Raw genomic sequence first — 16,725 nt, 5'->3', positions numbered from 1 at the left:
GGCCCCCTCCCGCACTTGAGATGGTGACGGACCTGCTGGACGAGGGGAGCGGACCCAGGGTGGCCCACGACACGACCGAACGGATGCGAGGCTTCGAGGACTTCGTCGCCGCGCGTTCCCAATCCCTGATGCGCACGGCCTTTCTTCTGGTCGGCACCAGGGAGGGCGCCGAGGACCTGGTCCAGTCGGCGCTGGAGAAGACCTTCCCGCGCTGGTCGCGGGTACGCCGCATGGACACGCCGGAGGCGTACGTCCGGCGGATCGTCGTCAACAACGCGCACGCCGCCTGGCGCACGGCCCAACGGCTGCCGACGGTGACCCTGCCGACCGGCCCCGACGGCTCCCCGCTGGCGCAGGCCCGCGCCGCGGGCGACCACGCGGAGGACGTCACCCTGCGCGACAGCCTGCTGCGGGCCCTCGACGAGCTGCCGCACGGGATGCGCACGATCGTCGTGCTCCGCTACTGGGAGGAGCTGAGCGTGCAGGAGGTGGCGGAGCTGCAACGGTGCTCGGTCGGGAACGTCAAATCCCAGGCCGCGCGCGGACTGGAGCGTCTTCGAGAACTGATGACCGCGGAAGCGAGGAGCGAGGGATGAGCGAGGGCTTTCCGGAAGCGGACCAGGACACCGAGTGGCTGCACGGCACGATGGCCACAGCCACCGCGCACATGGAAGCGGTGCGCATGGACCCGGCGCGGCTGCGGCGCGCGCAGCGCAGGCGCCGGTTGTCCGAGGGCGGCGTCGCGGCGGGGGTGCTGTCGGTGGCGCTGGTCGCCACGGGCATCGCGATGCAGGGGGGCGGGGGCGCGGCCAAGACCCCGGCACTGACCGGTCCGACCAGGACGTCGCAGGCCCCGACGACGGCGCCCTCGACGACGGCGGCCCTCATCAAGCCGGTCGCCGTCGGAGTCTACGACGAAGATGACGGCACCGAGGGCAAGCCGGGATCGGACGGGGTGCTGACGGGGACCAGCGCGTGGACGACCAACGAGTACTGCCAGCCCTTCGCGACCCACGCCGGCATCACGAAGTCCACCGGCTTGGTGTTCGACCTCGGTCGGGCCACCACTCTTGCCGACTCGACGGTGGACATCGGTATCCCCGGTGCCGGCCTTGAGATGTGGGTCGCCGACACCTCGATTCAAACGATGCCGGCCGTCCTCCCCGGGCAGCCGCCCGCCGGATTCACCAAGGTCGCGGATGCCGAGAACGCCGCGAAGCAGACAGTGCTCACGCCCAAGGTGCCGATCACGACCCGGTTCGTGCTGGTGTGGTTCACACACCCGCTCCCGAGCGTGCCGAACCCCGACAAGAGCATCCGCTGCGCGCACGATGATGGAAACCGTTACGGCGACTCCATCACGGCGGTTCAGTTCGCGCGCGGCTGAGAACGCAGCACCTGATCCTCACCTCGCGCCAGTCGGCCCACGACAGCCCCGACCTCGCGCATCCCCCGCACCATCGCGAACTCGTCTCCCGGGGCGCATTGCGTCAGCACCGCGTAGCAAACCTGCCGTGCGCCCCGCACCACGCCCACGTCGCACCGAGTCCCGGCATCCGTGCCGGTCTTGTTCGCGACCCACAAGGTGGTGGCGGGCACCTCGCGCAGCGCCGAGTCCTCGGGGTCGTGGGGGATCGCGGCGGGCACCATGCTCCGGTCCAGGCAGCCCGCCATCCACTCCAGCAGCAGCGGGCCCCAGCTCCGGTCCTCGGCGGCGGTGCCCGCCAGGTCCGCCAGTTCGCGCGCCGTGCCCACCGCGAACGTCGGCGGGTGCTGGGGGAGGCGGGGTTCGCGGATGCGGTCCAGGATCCGGGTCTGCTTCAGGCCCAGGGCCGCGGCGTCCGCCGCGACGCGGTGCAGCCCGACCCGGCGCAGCAGTGCGTTGGTCGCGGTGTTGTCGCTGACCGCGGCTGTCAGGCGAGCCAGGTCGGCGAGGGTCCAGCGGCGGACGGACAGCTTGCGCAGCAGGCCCGATCCGGCGCTGTAGTCCTCGTCGTCCAGTTTCAGCGGCTCGTCGGGATCCAGCTCGCCGGATGTGAAGCCCTGCGCCACCGAAGCGAGCAGCAGCAGCTTGCCGACGCTCGCCAACGGCAGCACCTCGTCCGCCGAGCGCTCGCCCCAGCCCGGGACCGCGTACGCCAGCGTTCCCGGCAGGGTCGCCAGGGCCGGGAACCTTGCGCTTTCCTGGAACTCAGCGCTTTCCAAAAACTCAGCGCCGTCCAACACCCACCACCTGTCCCGGCCGCGCCCCGGTCAGCTCCCCGTCCCGGACCACGACCGTGCCGCCGACCGCGACCAGCCGCACGCCCTCCGGCCCGGCCAGCGGCGAGGCGAACGTCGCCCGGTCCGCCACCCGCGCCGGGTCGAACACCACGACGTCCGCGTGCGCCCCGTCCCGAAGCACCCCGCGGTCCGCGAGCCCGAACCGGGCGGCCGTCGCGCCGGTCATCTTCCGCACCGCCTCCGGCACGTCGAACAGTCCGGCCTCCCGCGCGTAGCACCCCAGCACCCGCGCGAAGGTCCCGGCCCAGCGCGGATGCGGCAGCCCGGCTGTGGGAACCCCGTCCGAGCCGATCATCGCGAAGGGGGCGGCGAGCACCCGGCGCACGTCGTCCTCCCGCATCGAGTGGCTGATGATCGTCACCTCGCCATCCTCGCCCAACAGCAGCTCCGCGACCAGGTCGACGGCGTCCATGCCCGGGTCCCCGGCGCCCCCGGCCTCCCGGGCCAGCTCGGCGACGGTCCGGCCCTGATGGGCCGGGTGACGCGGCGCCCCGGCCACCACGATCCGGTCCCAGCCGCCGTTGCCGACCGTGTTCTCCCAGCCGGGGACGCCCTCGGCGATCGCCTTGCGGATCAGCTCACGCTGCCCGGGATCGCGCAGCCGCTCCAGCAGCCGCTCCTTGCCACCGTCGTGGGCCCACGGAGGCAGCATCGCGCTAAGCGCTGTACTGCCGGCCGTATAGGGATAGACGTCGCAGGTGACATCCATCCCCGACTCCCGGAGCTCCGCCAGCCGGGCCAACGTCACCTCGGTCAGTCCCCACGCGTACTTCCCGGCCGTCTTGTGGTGCGACACGTGCAGCGCCGCTCCGCTGTCCCGCGCTATTGCGACAGCCTCTTCCAGCGCGTCCTGTACACCCGACATCTCGTCGCGCAGGTGTGTTACATACGGCTTCCCATGCTGTGCGGCGACACGCGCCAAAGCAGTGATCTCCGCGGTGTCCGCATAGGAGCCCGGCGTATAGATGAGCCCTGTAGAGAACCCGACTGCTCCCGCAGCCAGAGCTTCATCTAGCGCATCCGCCATCCGAGCGACCTCCGTGGCGCTGGCGGCGCGCGCCTGTTGGCCGACTATCGCGCTGCGCAGCGTTCCATGCCCTACTAGGGACGCGAGGTGGTTCGCCCGACCGACGGCACTGTGAGCGTCGCTTAAGGCCGCCAACCCCGGATACTTCCCAGGGAACGCACTATGGCCGCAGTTCCCTGCGATCTCCGTCGTCACCCCTTGGAGCACCGAGGCGAAGACCTGTGCCTCATCGAGTCGGCCTTCCGCGCCGTCGATACAGGAGGTGTCCGAGTGCGTGTGCGCGTCGATGAATCCCGGCGCGACCACCAGACCCGAGACGTCCACGACCTCGTCGGCGTCCTCAGAGCCGACTTCCCCCGGCGCCAGTAGCCTGACCCGCCCGCCGACCACCGCCACATCCCGCGCGACCAACGGCGCGCCGGTCCCGTCGGCGACCGACCCGCCGCGCAGGAGAAGCGGGAACGAGGTCCCCCTCACCGCAGACTCGCCGGCAGCACACCGCTTCGGGCCACCAACTGCTCGATGCTCTCCGCGGCGCGCAACACATGGAAGCGCACGACATCCCCCTCCGACACCTCGAACCCGAACACCGGGGGCATCGGCAGGCTGTTGTAGTGGAACGGCGAGGAGAAGTAGTACGCGCCGGTGTCCGGGGTCACCACGATGTCCTCCGTGGCGAGCCTGGGCAGTTTGCGCTCCCGCGCCAGCAGGTCGCCCGCGAAGCAGCACGGCCCCGCGACGTCCTGCACCTCCAGCTCGGCGGTGCTCGGCAGCCCGTGCCGGTCGTAGGCCAGCACCCGCAGCGGCCAGGACTTGGGGGCGAACACAGTGCGCGCCGCCACCTGAGCCCCTGTGTGCGTCAACGCTATAGCGCGCCCGCCTGTGCTCTTCGTGTACTCCACCCGGGAGGCGATGAAGCCGTTCTTCGCCATCACCGAGCGGCCGTACTCCGTGACCACCTTCAGCTCCCCGGTGAACAACTCCGGCGCGACGTCCCGCAGGACCGCCACGTGATCGGCGAAGGTGGGGCTGTCCTCGTCCCTGGTGAAGTCGACCGGCAGCCCGCCCCCGATGTCGATGCCCTCGATCTGCCCGGTCCGCCGCGCGTTCACCTCCTGCGCGAAGCGCACCGCCTCGGCCACGCCCGCCGCGTTCAGCTCCAGCGGGATGCCCTGCGAGCCGACGTGGACGTGGACCCAGCGCAGCCACGGACGCGCCGCGTACGCGGCCAGCAGGCGCTCCCGGTTCCCCGGGTCGGCCATCGCGATCCCGAACTTCGTGGTCCGGCCGGCCGTGGACATCGCCTCGATCGACCCGATCCCGACCTGCGGGTTGATCCGCACCCCGACGCGCACCGCCTCGGCGCCGTCGGCGACCAGCCGGTCCACCCGCTCCAGTTCCTCGAAGTTGTCGATGTTCAGCGCGATGCCCTCGCGCAGCGCCTCGGACAGCTCGGCCTGCGTCTTGGCCGGCGAGTCCAGCACGATCCGCGCCGCCGGGAACCCCGCGGCGCGCGCCTGGGCCAGCTCCCCGGGGCTGCTGACCTCGCAGCCCAGGCCGTGCCGCAGCAGCAGCGCCAGGACCGGCACCATCGGGTTCGCCTTGGCCGCGAACGCGTGCAGCACGTCCGTCTCGCGCGGCCAGGCCGCCAGCAGCTCCCGCGCGGTCTGCGCGATCCCCTCGAGGTCGACGAACGCGGCGGCCGGGCTGCGGCGCGGATCGAGCAGGCCCTGGGCGACGGCGGCGTGGACGGCGCGGTCGCGGCGGATGCGGCGGGCATGATGGTCAGGCATACGACCAGCCTGGGACCTCGGGAGCCGCCGTACCGCGAGCCTCGAAAACCTCGCCGCTCACACTCCAAATCCTGGCAGACGCCTTGCTGATCCGCCTCCGGCGGCAAGGCTGACGCCTCAGCCGCCCCACTGGATCGGCGAACACCGCACAGCGAACACCGCACCACGCACCACGCACCGCGTACTCCGCACCGCCGACCGAGCCAAGGAGATCCCATGACAAAGGTCGAAGAGCCCTACGGCGCCTGGCCCTCGCCGATCACCGCCGAGGACGTCGCCGCGCTTCCCGGCGCGCCGCAGTGGCCCTCGATCGTGGGCGACCAGACCTGGTGGTGCGCGCCGGACCCCGCGACGGCCACGGTCGGCCTGGTGCGACGGGACGCCGCCGGAGGCGTGGGTCCGGTCCTGGGGCCGGAGTGGCCGGTGGGCAACAAGGTCATCGGGTACGGCGGCCGTCCCTACCTCGCGACGCCGGATGCGGCGGTCTTCTCCTGCTCCCGCGATCAGCGGCTGTACCTGATCGCCGAAGAGGGGCAGCAGCCGGTGCCGCTGACCCCCGCCGACCCGGAGGGCGTCACCCGCACCAACTACTCCGACATGATCCTGGGCCCGGCCGGCACCGAGGTCTGGGCGATCCGGGAGGCGACGCGCCTCACCGAGGAGCTGACCGACCCCGCGCCCCGCACCACGCGCGACATCGTCGCGATCCCGCTGTCCGGCGCCGCGGCCGACGACCCCGGCGCGCTGCGCGTCGTGGCCCGCTCCCACCACTTCCTGTCCACCATCCGCCTGAGCCCCGACGGCACCCGGCTGTCCTGGCTCGGCTGGGACCACCCGGTGATGCCGTGGGAGACCACCGACCTGATGGTCGCCTCGATCCTCGACGGTGTCGCGGTCGCGCCGGCCCGCGTCCTGGGCGGTGATGCCGGCGGCGACGAGGTGGCGGTCGCGCAGGCCGAGTGGGCTGACGTCGACACCCTCTACGCGCTCGCCGACCCGGACGGCTGGTGGAACCTGTTCCGGATCGACCTCGCCGGGGAGGAGACGGCCGCGACCAACGTCTTCCCGACCGAGACCGAGTTCGGCCATCCGATCTGGCGCGTCGGCTCCACTTCCTTCGCGGTCACCGACGCCGGCGTGGTCCTGCGCCGCATCGCCGGGGACGAGGCGCTGATCCTGTGGGACCCCGAGACCGGCCAGACCACCGACCTGGCCCCGGAGTGGACCGAGTTCGCCACCTCCGTTTCCGGCGGGACCGGTATCGCCTCTTCGATCGCGGTCGTCGCGGCCAACGCCACCGAGCCCTCGACGCCGCTGCGCATCGACGTCGCACGCCGTCACACCGTCCGCTGCACCGAGCGCACCGAGTACCCGCACGAAGCCTGGGTCTCCGTCCCGGAACGCCGCCATGTCCAGGTCGAGGGCGGCTGGCAGGTCCCGTACATCTACCACCCGCCGACCAACCCCGAACACCGCGGCCCCTCCGACACCCCGCCGCCGCTGCTGATCGACGTCCACGGCGGGCCGACCAGCAGCACCGTGGCCACGCGCTACCTGAACTTCTCGCTGTTCACCTCCCGCGGCTACGCGGTCGCCTCCGTCGACTACGGCGGCTCCACCGGCTACGGCCGCGCCTACCGCGACCGCCTGCGCCACACCTGGGGCATCACCGACGTCGAGGACTCGGTCGCGGTGGCGCGCGCCCTGGCCGCCGCCGGGCTGGCGGATCCGGAGCGCACCGGCATCCGCGGCGGCTCGGCCGGCGGCTGGGCCACACTGGCGGCGCTCGCGCACAGCGACTACTTCGCCTGCGGGACCGTCTACTTCCCGATCAGCGACCCCGCGACCTGGTTCGACGAGCAGACCCACGACTTCGAGAGCCGCTACATCCACTACCTGATCGGCGACCCCGACAAGGACGCCGAGCGCTTCGCGCGGGTCTCGCCGCTGGCGCACGCCGCCGAGATCACCGCGCCGTTCATCATGCTGCAGGGCGACGACGACGTGATCTGCCGTCCGGACCAGGCCGACCGGCTGGTCAAGGCCGTCGAGGCGGTCAATCCGGGGCTGTGCCGGGCCTACCACCGGTTCCCCGGCGAGGGACACGGGTTCCGGAAGGACGAGACCATGGCCGTGTGCCTGCAAGCCGAGCTCGACCTGTACGCAAGCGTCCTCGGAGCCTGACATGACCGCGAACACCGCGAACACAGAGAACACCGCGAACACTACGAACTCCGCGAACACGGCGGGCATTGAGAAGGCAGCTCAGTTCCCCGCACCCCGGTCCGGAGACGCCGAGCTGGAGCAGCTCGCCGCCGACACCGTCGCGGCCTGCTCGCGCCTGATCCGCTTCGACACCAGCAACTTCGGCGCCGGCGAGAGCCGCGGCGAGCGCGCCTGCGCCGAATGGGTCGCCGAGCAGATCACCGACGCCGGCTTCGACCCGATCGTCCTGGAGTCGGCGCCGCGCCGGGCCAACACCGTGGTCCGCATCCCCGGCGCCGACCCCGGCGCGCCGGCCCTGCTGGTGCACGGCCACCTCGACGTCGTCCCGGCCGAGCCCGCCGACTGGCAGTCCTACCCCTTCTCCGGCGACGTCCGCGACGGCGCCGTCTGGGGCCGCGGCGCCCTGGACATGAAGGACATGGACGCGATGATGCTCGCGTTCCTGCAGCACCTGGCGCGCACCGGGCAGCGGCCGCCGCGCGACATCGTCATGGCCTTCGTGGCCGACGAGGAGGACACCGGCGACTTCGGCGCGGGCTTCCTGTGCCGCGAGCACCCGGACCTGTTCGAGGGCGTGAACGCGGCCATCAGCGAGTCCGGCGGCCACTCGGTGCACCTGTCCGACGGCGCGCGCCTGTACCCGATCGCGGCGGGGGAGCGCGGCAGCTCCTGGATGACCGTCACCGCGCGCGGCACGGCCGGCCACGGCTCGCGCCGCAACGACGACAACGCCATCGCCAAGCTCGCGGCGCTGATCACCCGCTTCGCCGAGTACGAATGGCCGGTGCGGGTGGTGCCGGTGGTCAGGGCCCTGCTGGACGGCCTGTCCGAGCACTTCGGCCGCGAGATCTCCCCGGAGGACCTGTCGGGCCTGGGCGCCGCGGCGCCGCTGCTGGCCGACACGCTGCGCAACTCGGTCAACCCCACGATGCTGCGCGCCGGCTACAAGCACAACGTCATCCCCTCCGAGGCCAGCGTCGCCCTGGACGGCCGCCTGCTGCCGGGCACCGAGGCCGAGTTCTTCGCGACCGTCGACGCCCTCCTGGGCCCGGACGCCGTCCGCGTCGGCGACCACAGCTCCCCGGTCAGCGCCGACTTCACCGCCCCGGACTTCGCCGCGATGGCCGCCGCCCTGCGCGCCTTCGACCCCGAGGCGATCGTGCTGCCGTTCTGCATGACCGGTGGCACCGACGCCAAGGCCTTCGCCAAGATCGGCATCCCCGGCTTCGGCTTCGTCCCCGGCCGCACCCCCGCGGGCTTCGACGCCTGGCAGTACGTCCACGGCGTCGACGAACACGTCCTCACCGACAGCCTGGCCTTCGGCTCCGGCGTCCTGGCCGCCTACCTGATGACCGACCCCAGGACGCACGCATGACCCTGCTCCGCCCGCCGGCCCTGAAGCCCGGCGACACCGTCGCGGTGCTCTGCGCCTCCTCGCCGGTGCAGAGCCAGCAGCACCTGGAGCAGGGCCTGCGCGCGATGAAGTCGGTGGGCCTCATCCCGGAGGTGTTCGCCACCGCCCGCGACACCGGCAGCGTCTACGACTACCTGGCCGGTACCGATGCCGAGCGAGCCGCCGCCCTGACGCGCGCCCTGAGCGACCCGGCTTACTCCGGCGTGTTCCTGGCCTGCGGCGGCTACGGCATGCAGCGCACCCTGGAGCTGATGGACTGGGACCGCATCGACGCCTCGGCGCCGAAGGTGGTCGTCGGGTACTCCGACGTCACGGCGCTGCTGGAGGCCATAGCGGTCAAGCTCGGCTGGGTGTCGCTGTTCGGCCCGATGGTGGCCTGCAGCGGCTTCTGGCAGGGCCCCGACGAGTACGACTTCAAAGAGCTGATGAAGCTCCTCTACACACCTTCAGCGGTCAAGCGGCTCACCTTCCCCGGCTCCCGCGCACTGGTCCCCGGCACCGCCGAAGGGCTGACCCTCGGCGGCACCGCGACGCTGATCGCGGCGAACTTCGGGACGGACACGTCGTACCCGGCCAGAGACGGCATCCTGTTCCTGGAGGACGTGGACGAACTCCCGTTCCGCTTGGACCGCGTCTTCACGCAGTTCCGCCGCGCCACGTCCTACCTGGAGGGCGTCCGCGGCATCATCCTCGGCACCTTCACCGAGTGCGGCGAGCCCGAGCACGTCGACGCGCTGCTGGCCGAGCGCTTCGGCGATCTCGGTGTGCCGGTGCTGGCCGGGGTGAACATCGGGCACAACTGCCAGATGCAGACGTATCCGGTGGGGGTGCGGGCTCGGCTGGACGCCGATGCCGGTAGCCTCACCTTTCTGGACCAGGTGCTCGCTGATCCTCCAGACGATCAGGGGTAGAGCCGCAGCAAGTCCTCCTCAGTCTCGCGGCGCACAATGACGTGCGCCGCGTTCTCTTCCACCGCGACCACCGCCGGCCGCGTGACCAGGTTGTAGTTGCTGGCCGCGGAGCGCTGATAGGCGCCGGAGCACGGCATCGCGATCAGGTCGCCGGGGGCGATGTCCGCGGGCAGGGCGACGTCCTCGATGAGGACGTCGCCGCTCTCGCAGTGCTTGCCGACGATCGCCATGGGCTCGGTCGGCGCGTCGCTGTGGCGGGAGGCGAGTGCCGCGGTGTACACCGCGCCGTAGGTTGCCGGGCGCGGGTTGTCGCTCATGCCGCCGTCGACCGCGACGAAGCGCTCCTTGACCGTGCCGACCTCGTAGAGGGCGACGGTGCCGGGGCCGGCGATCGAGCGGCCGGGTTCCACCGCGACGCGGATGTCGGCCGGGACCACGGTGCGCAGGGCGTCGGCGAGGTCGGCCGGGGTCGGGGCGGGCCGGTCGCCGGGGAGGTAGGGGATGCCGAGGCCGCCGCCGAGGTCCAGGCGGCCGATGACGGTGCGGTGCTCCTGTTCGAGCGTGCGCAGGAACGCGACCATGCGGCGGGCCGCCTCGGCGAACTGGTCGAGGCCGAAGATCTGCGAGCCGATGTGCGAGTGCAGCCCGATCAGTTCCAGGCTCGGCTCCGCCAGCACCCCGCGGACCGCCTCCGCCGCCTCGCCGGAGGCCATGGACAGGCCGAACTTGGTGCGCTCGCCGCCGGTGGCCCACGAGGCGTGGGTGTCGGCGTCCACGCCGGGCTTCACCCGGACCATCACCGGCTGCCGGGTGCCCGCCTCGGCGGCCGCGCGCGCCACGCGCTCCAGCTCGTGCCGCGAGTCGAGCACGATGCACCCGACGCCCCACGTCACCGCCTGCCGGATCTCCGCCGCCGACTTGTTGTTGCCGTGGAACACCACGCGCTCCGGGGGCATCCCGCCGACCCGCGCCACCGCCAACTCCCCGCCGCTGCACACGTCCAGGCACAAGCCCAGCTCCGCCAGCCATCCCACCACCGCCGGCGCCAGGAAAGCCTTGCCGCCGTAGTGCACGTCCCCGTCGGGGAAGGCCTCCACCCACGCCGCGCAGCGGGCCCGGAAGTCGGCCGCGTCGAGCACGTAGAGCGGAGTGCCGAACTCCGCGGCCAGTCCCCGCACTCCGAGCCCTGCGACGGTCAGCTCGCCATCGGCCCACGCCGCGCACGCCGGCCAGATCTGGTCCCGCACCGAGATGCTGTTCATGGCCGCGACGCTAAGGAACGCCGGGGTGCGGCAGGTGCGAGCGTCAAGGAACTGGACGCTCAGGCTCGGTTCTGTCGCACGGCCGCTCGGCGTGGATTCGCCACCCCCGCGCCCCCTCGCCAGGCGCAACTTCCAAGCTCACGGGCGTGTCAGTGTTGTGTCCCCGGACGTGGTGTCCCCCTGGACCAACAGGCTCCCAGGTTTTAGATTCGAGCACGGAAGGCTGAACAACTACAGCGCTTAAGTGCAAGGCCTGATCCACAGCGACAACGATCGACCGCTTCACCCGATTCACAGCGACACCCGGCTCCGCCACCTCTCGTCCCTGCCACCGTAGGAAGGACACCCGCCGTGGCCGCTGCTCACCGATGGCGCTCGCCCGCGCCCGAAAACAGAAGCGGAAATCATGACACATCGTTAAGAACCCTGGTGACCGGCCGCGCCGTACTCATGATCACAGTCCTGGCCATCCTGTCCGCCGCCACCGGGGCGGTCGCGTTGGCGTCCTCGACAGGGACGCTGAACGTGGCGCCGGCGGCGGCCGGCCAGGAGCAGGACGAACAGGACATGGTCGCCGGCGCGCCGTTCCAGGATCCGCCCGACGCGGTCGTGACCGCCGGGGCCGACGGCGTCCCGACCATCACCCTCGACGCCCGCGACACCCAGTTCGACCTGGCCGGCCGGACCGTCCAGGGCCAGTCCTACAACGGCTCCTACGTCGCGCCGACGATCCGCTTCAACCCCGGCGCGCACGTGGACGTGCGGCTGGTCAACCACCTGCCGGTGGCGGCCAACGTGCACTTCCACGGCCTGCACATCGATCCGTCGAGCCACTCCGACGACGACTTCCTGTGCGTCGCCCCGGGAGACACGTACACCTACCGGCTCGTGATCCCGGCGGACCATCCGCAGGGCACGTACTGGTACCACTCGCACGCCATAGGGGCGACGTGCCCGAACGGCCGCACCGGCCCCACGACCGGCGATGTCGAGAACCAGATCTACGCCGGCCTGTCCGGCGCTCTGATCGTCGGCGACGACCGCACTCTGCTGCCTCCGGCCTACCAGCACGTCACCGCGCACACCCTGGTCCTGAAAGACGTCCAGACCGACCAGGCCGGCGACATCGTCCAGAACAGCGCGAGCACCAGGATCGACTCCGACGCCCCGGCCGTCCGCCTGGTCAACGGCGAGCTGCGCCCGGTGCTCACGATGCGCCCGAACGAGACGCAGCTGTGGCGCCTGGTCAACGCCGGAGCCGACATCTTCTACCGGCTCCGCCTGGACGGCTACCGGTTCACCATCGTCGGCGAGGACGGCGTCCCGGTCGCGGGCGTCACCACCGCCGACACCCTGCTCCTGCCGCCGGCCAAACGCTACGACGTCCTGGTCACCGCGAACGCCACCCCCGGCGACAGCTGGCTGCGCACCACTTCCTACAGCAACGGACCCCAAGGAGATCAGTACCCCGACACCGCCCTCGCCCAGCTGAGCGTCGCCGGCGACGCCGTCAGCCGCCTGCCGCTCCTCACCGGCGCGGTCCGGACCGCCCCGGCGGGCCTGGACACCGCGCCGATCGCGAAACAGCGGACCCTCGACCTCAGCGAGAGTCCCGACGGCCTCACCTTCTTCATCAACGGCAAGCAGTTCGACCCGGACACCTCGGTCTTCCCGACCCCGGCGCGCCTGGGGACCGTCGAGGAGTGGACGATCCTCAACGAGAGCGGCGAGGACCATCCGTTCCACCTGCACACCACCGCCTTCCAGGAGATGTCGGTGAACGGCACGACGGTGCCCTACACGCACATGCAGGACATCGCCGTGGTGCCCCACGAGTCCAGCGGAGTCCCGGGCAAGGTCGTGATCCGCGTCCCGATCGAGGACTTCCCGGGCCGGTGGCTGTTCCACTGCCACATCGCGGCGCACGAGGACAACGGCATGATGAGTTTCTTGAACGTGGAGTCCTAGTACGGGCCATGTACAGGCCATCGTGGCCCGCCACAGGGCCCGGGATCGGCGCTCGCCCCGCCGGTCCCGGGTTCATTCCTGTCAAGATCTCTTCATGACCGAGACCATGCGCCCCATGACCGTCGCGGACCTGAACCAGATTCTCGAGGACATGCCCCGCTACTGGGGCGAGCGCGACATGCGCGCAGGCCACCACTACCCGCTGGTCCACGAGTTCGGCGCCACCTGCCTGGTCGCCGACTCCCCGGACGGCATCCGCGGCTACCTGATGGGCTGGGTGAACCCCGACCGCGTCGGCTACGTCCACTTCATCGCCACCCGCGACGACGCCCGCGGGACGGGCCTCGGCCGCCGGCTGCACGCCGAGTTCGCCCGGCTGGCCGCGGAGCATGGCGCCACCCGGCTCAAGGCGATCACCTCGGTGGCGAACACCGGCAGCGTCGCGTTCCACACCAGCATCGGATTCGTCTCAGAGGTCGTCGAGGACTACGCCGGGCCCGGCCAGGCGCGCGTGGTGTTCACCCGCGCGCTACATTGAACCTGCGCCGCACATCAGGCGCCGTCGGAGCTGAGAGGCGCTGCAACGGATCCGAAGGATCCGCCACGCTCGGTCCCGGCGACTTTCCCAAGGGCGCCTCCCTCGTGGAGGCGCACTTCGTGCTTCCCCGAGGTTCCACCACCTCATGCGAAGACGGGAAAGCGAGCATGAAGCACCACATCCACGAGCAGGAGATCGACGGCCTGCGGTTCGCCGTCGCCGATCTGGACCTGGCCGCCTCCGGCCGCCTCCAGATCGAGCTGGCCGAGCACGAGATGCCCGGCCTGATGGCGCTGCGCGCCGAGCACGCGGCGGCGCAGCCGCTGCGCGGCGCCCGGATCGCCGGCTCCCTGCACATGACCGTGCAGACCGCGGTCCTCATCGAGACCCTCGTCGCGCTCGGCGCCGAGGTCCGCTGGGTGTCCTGCAACATCTTCTCCACCCAGGACGAGGCGGCGGCCGCGGTCGTCGTCGGGCCCGGCGGCACCCCCGAGAAGCCCATCGGCACCGCGGTGTTCGCCTGGAAGGGCGAGACGCTCGAGGAGTACTGGTGGTGCACCCGCCAGCTCTTCGACTTCGGCGGCGGCCGCGGCCCGGATCTGCTCGTCGACGACGGCGGCGACGCCACCCTGCTGGTCCACCTCGGCGCCGAGTACGAGACCGCCGGCCGCGTCCCGGCCCCGGAGCCCGGCGCGCACGAGGAGCGCCGCCTGATCCTGGGCCTGCTGGCCGACAGCCTCGCCGAGGACGGCCGCCGCTTCACCGGCATCGCCGCGGGCCTGCGCGGAGTCTCGGAGGAGACCACCAACGGCGTCGCGCGGCTGTACAAGCTGGCCCGCGAGGGCCGCCTGCTGTTCCCGGCGATCAACGTCAACGACTCGGTCACCAAGTCGAAGTTCGACAACAAGTACGGCATCCGCCACTCCCTGCCCGACGGCCTGAACCGCGCCACCGACGTCATGCTCGGCGGCAAGCTGGCCGTGGTGTGCGGCTACGGCGACGTCGGCAAGGGCGCGGCCGAGGCACTGCGCGGCCAGGGCGCCCGCGTCGCGGTGACCGAGATCGACCCCATCAACGCCCTGCAGGCCGCGATGGACGGCTTCCAGGTCGCCCGCCTGGAGGAACTCGTCGCGGACGCGCACATCTTCGTCACGGCCACCGGCGGCACCGGCGCCATCCGCGCCGAGCACCTGGCCCGCATGCGCCACAACGCGATCGTCGGCAACGTCGGCCACTTCGACACCGAGATCGACCTGGCCGCCCTGGCCGCGTACCCGGGCGTGACGAAGATTGAGATCAAGCCCCAGGTCCACCAGTGGACGTTCCCCGACGGCCACGCGGTCCTGGTGCTCTCCGAAGGCCGCCTGTTCAACCTCGGCAACGCCACCGGCCACCCGAGCTTCGTGATGTCGGCCTCCTTCGCGAACCAGGTACTGGCCCAGATCGAACTGTTCACGAATCAGGACCAGTACGAAGACGCGGTGTACCGGCTGCCGAAGCACCTCGACGAGAAGGTCGCGCGGCTGCACCTCGACGCGCTCGGCGTGCAGCTTACCGAGCTGTCGCCGGAGCAGGCCGAGTACCTCGGCGTGGAGATTGAGGGTCCTTATAAGGCCGAGCACTACCGTTACTGAGGGCTGGTAACGGGATCTGGCCGCGTCACTTCGGGGTTCCCGGCGTGGCGCGGCCGGCGTGGCTTGTCTGGACAATTTCGGCGGGATTTTGACACGGTGTGCAGCCATGACCGCAGACATCGCACCGGACGTCGCCGCTTACTACGGGACCCACAGCGACTACTCAGATCCCGGCTCGCTCGCCGCCCGATTTGCCGACCTCCCGACAGACCTGGCGCTGCTCGCCCGGGTAGTTCGCAATCTGCTGATACATCGAGCGGAGGGTGCGATGTTCGGGCGTGCCATCGCCGTCGACCGCCTTCACCACGATGCCGAGACACGGTACGTCGACGGGATCGTCCGGCTGCTCGTCGAGCGCGACGGCCGGTCGCTGACCCTGCCCCGCGAAGTCGGCGACCGGTTCGTCGGTGTGTGCCGCGACTTCGCGCTCCTACACTGCTCGTTTCTTCGCAGCGCGGGCGTTCCGGCCCGCATCCGCTGTGGCTTCGCCACGTATCTCGACGCCGACTTGTACAGCGACCATGTGGTCACCGAGTACTGGGACGCGCTACGCGGATGGCGGCTGGCCGATCCGCAGATGGCTGATCCCCGGAGCGCAGCCGCGTTCGGCCTCGACTTCGATCCGATGGACGTCCCGCGCGAGCGCTTCCTCGTCGCCGGAACTGCGTGGCGGGCCATCCGCGAGGGTCATGCGGACCCCCTGACCTTCGGACACTGGCGACCCGAGGATCCGTTGGCGGGCGAATGGTTCGTCGCGCAGAGCGTCCGCCTCGACGTCGCGGCGGTCAACAAGGCCGAGATGTTGCTGTGGGACATCTGGGGAACGGCGGAGGACGGCTATCGCGCCGTGAGCGACGCGCAGCGCGACCTCTACGACCGCGTGACGGAAGCCGTGGCAGACGAGGTGGACTTCGACGCGGCACGCGCCCTGTACTCGCGCGACGACCGCCTGCGGGTACCCCGCAGGGTGTGGTCGCTCGCGCCCTTCAGCGGGCCGGCCCACGTCGATCTGCGCGCCGCCCCGTCCGCCACGGACGCGCTGGTCACCCCCTGACCAGCGCCTCCACGTCCGGCACCACGACCCCGAACAAGTCCCCGATCGTCGTCAGCGCCGCGGCCTGCAGCGTCTCAGCAGGCTGCGGTGTCCCGTCGGGGCCGGCGAGCGAACGGGTCGCGGTGGCGTCGGCGACGACCGTCGGGCGGTAGCCGAGGTTGAAGGCTCCCTGCGCGGTGAAGGTCACGCACATGTGGGTCATGAAGCCGGCGATCACCAGCTCCGGTCCGGCGCCGAGCTCGCGCAGCGTCTTCTCCAAGTCGGTCGCGTGGAAGGAGTTCGGGAAGGTCTTCACCACCACCGGCTCGCCTTCGACCGGTGCCACCTCCGGGCTGATCGAGCCGATCTCGGCCCGGATGTCGTAGGGCGTGCCCTCGCCGCCGTCGTTGACGACGTGCACGACCTTCATGCCCGCCGCCCGGGCCGCCGCGAGCAGACGCGCGGCGGCCGCCAGGGCGGGCTCGGCGCCGTCGAGGGCCATCACTCCGGTCCGGTAGGTGTTCTGGAAGTCGACCAGGACGAGCGTGGCGTCGGCCAGCTTCGGCGGGGTGTCGTCGAGGCCGATGACCGAGCGAAGCGTCTGGGAAACGGGCGAAATGGGCATGACTCTCCTCA

The 16,725-nt window shown here is 71.3% G+C and carries 14 protein-coding genes; 9 read left to right on the top strand and 5 right to left on the bottom strand.

Annotated elements, in window-relative coordinates:
- Positions 1-20 precede the first annotated feature (20 nt).
- Positions 21-596 carry a SigE family RNA polymerase sigma factor gene (locus ABIA35_RS30515; RefSeq protein WP_370360141.1) on the top strand — a complete coding sequence of 192 codons (576 nt, stop codon included), beginning with the start codon at positions 21-23 and terminating at the stop codon, positions 594-596.
- Positions 593-1,387 carry a hypothetical protein gene (locus tag ABIA35_RS30510; RefSeq protein ID WP_370360140.1) on the top strand — a complete coding sequence of 265 codons (795 nt, stop codon included), beginning with the start codon at positions 593-595 and terminating at the stop codon, positions 1,385-1,387. The genes ABIA35_RS30515 and ABIA35_RS30510 overlap by 4 nt, the downstream gene beginning before the upstream one ends.
- Here ABIA35_RS30510 and ABIA35_RS30505 read toward each other — a convergent pair.
- Genes ABIA35_RS30505 through ABIA35_RS30495 form a run of 3 tightly spaced genes read right to left on the bottom strand, consistent with a single transcriptional unit; the run spans position 1,369 to position 5,103 of the window.
- Positions 1,369-2,205: a serine hydrolase gene (locus ABIA35_RS30505; RefSeq protein ID WP_370360139.1), complete on the bottom strand. Its 837-nt coding sequence runs from the start codon at positions 2,203-2,205 to the stop codon at positions 1,369-1,371. The genes ABIA35_RS30510 and ABIA35_RS30505 overlap by 19 nt on opposite strands.
- 4 nt (positions 2,206-2,209) lie before the next feature.
- Positions 2,210-3,787 (bottom strand): amidohydrolase family protein, encoded by a 1,578-nt coding sequence (locus tag ABIA35_RS30500; RefSeq protein ID WP_370360138.1) that lies wholly within the window; start codon positions 3,785-3,787, stop codon positions 2,210-2,212.
- Positions 3,784-5,103, bottom strand: a complete 1,320-nt coding sequence (locus ABIA35_RS30495) for a diaminopimelate decarboxylase (protein WP_370360136.1) — start codon at positions 5,101-5,103, stop codon at positions 3,784-3,786. The genes ABIA35_RS30500 and ABIA35_RS30495 overlap by 4 nt, the downstream gene beginning before the upstream one ends.
- Positions 5,104-5,319: 216 nt before the next feature.
- Here ABIA35_RS30495 and ABIA35_RS30490 point away from each other — a divergent pair, with 216 nt between their 5' ends.
- The 3 genes from ABIA35_RS30490 to ABIA35_RS30480 are packed head-to-tail and all read left to right on the top strand — an operon-like array spanning position 5,320 to position 9,654.
- Complete coding sequence (locus ABIA35_RS30490; RefSeq protein WP_370360135.1) at positions 5,320-7,287, top strand: alpha/beta hydrolase family protein; 1,968 nt, start codon at positions 5,320-5,322, stop codon at positions 7,285-7,287.
- A 1-nt stretch (position 7,288) separates the two neighbouring features.
- A complete protein-coding gene (locus ABIA35_RS30485) occupies positions 7,289-8,704 on the top strand; it encodes a M20/M25/M40 family metallo-hydrolase (protein ID WP_370360134.1) in 1,416 nt (471 codons plus the stop codon).
- Positions 8,701-9,654, top strand: coding sequence for an LD-carboxypeptidase (locus ABIA35_RS30480; protein ID WP_370360133.1), 954 nt, complete (start codon positions 8,701-8,703; stop codon positions 9,652-9,654). Before ABIA35_RS30485 ends, ABIA35_RS30480 begins: the two co-directional genes overlap by 4 nt.
- Here the strand turns inward: ABIA35_RS30480 and lysA are convergent.
- On the bottom strand, positions 9,645-10,916 hold the full coding sequence (gene lysA / locus ABIA35_RS30475; protein WP_370360132.1) for a diaminopimelate decarboxylase: 1,272 nt from the start codon (positions 10,914-10,916) through the stop codon (positions 9,645-9,647). The genes ABIA35_RS30480 and lysA overlap by 10 nt on opposite strands.
- Positions 10,917-11,345: 429 nt before the next feature.
- On the opposite strand from lysA, the gene ABIA35_RS30470 reads away from it, so the two are divergent.
- From ABIA35_RS30470 to ABIA35_RS30455, 4 genes are all read left to right on the top strand, one after another.
- A complete protein-coding gene (locus ABIA35_RS30470; protein ID WP_370360131.1) occupies positions 11,346-12,884 on the top strand; it encodes a multicopper oxidase family protein in 1,539 nt (512 codons plus the stop codon).
- A 94-nt stretch (positions 12,885-12,978) separates the two neighbouring features.
- The gene (locus ABIA35_RS30465; protein WP_370360130.1) at positions 12,979-13,422 is read left to right on the top strand and encodes an N-acetyltransferase family protein; all 444 of its coding nucleotides are present in this window, start codon (positions 12,979-12,981) and stop codon (positions 13,420-13,422) included.
- A gap of 167 nt (positions 13,423-13,589) precedes the next feature.
- Positions 13,590-15,056: an adenosylhomocysteinase gene (gene ahcY / locus ABIA35_RS30460; protein ID WP_370360129.1), complete on the top strand. Its 1,467-nt coding sequence runs from the start codon at positions 13,590-13,592 to the stop codon at positions 15,054-15,056.
- Positions 15,057-15,162: 106 nt separating this feature from the next.
- Positions 15,163-16,110: a transglutaminase-like domain-containing protein gene (locus ABIA35_RS30455; RefSeq protein ID WP_370360128.1), complete on the top strand. Its 948-nt coding sequence runs from the start codon at positions 15,163-15,165 to the stop codon at positions 16,108-16,110.
- On the opposite strand, the gene ABIA35_RS30450 is transcribed toward ABIA35_RS30455, so the two are convergent.
- Positions 16,100-16,714 carry an isochorismatase family protein gene (locus ABIA35_RS30450; RefSeq protein WP_370360127.1) on the bottom strand — a complete coding sequence of 205 codons (615 nt, stop codon included), beginning with the start codon at positions 16,712-16,714 and terminating at the stop codon, positions 16,100-16,102. The two genes, ABIA35_RS30455 and ABIA35_RS30450, sit on opposite strands and share 11 nt — an antisense overlap.
- Between the last annotated feature and the right edge of the window lie 11 nt (positions 16,715-16,725).

Origin of the sequence: Catenulispora sp. MAP12-49 (genome assembly GCF_041262705.1) — a bacterium.
Taxonomy (GTDB): domain Bacteria; phylum Actinomycetota; class Actinomycetes; order Streptomycetales; family Catenulisporaceae; genus Catenulispora.
This window is presented reverse-complemented; position numbering and strand designations above follow the sequence as displayed.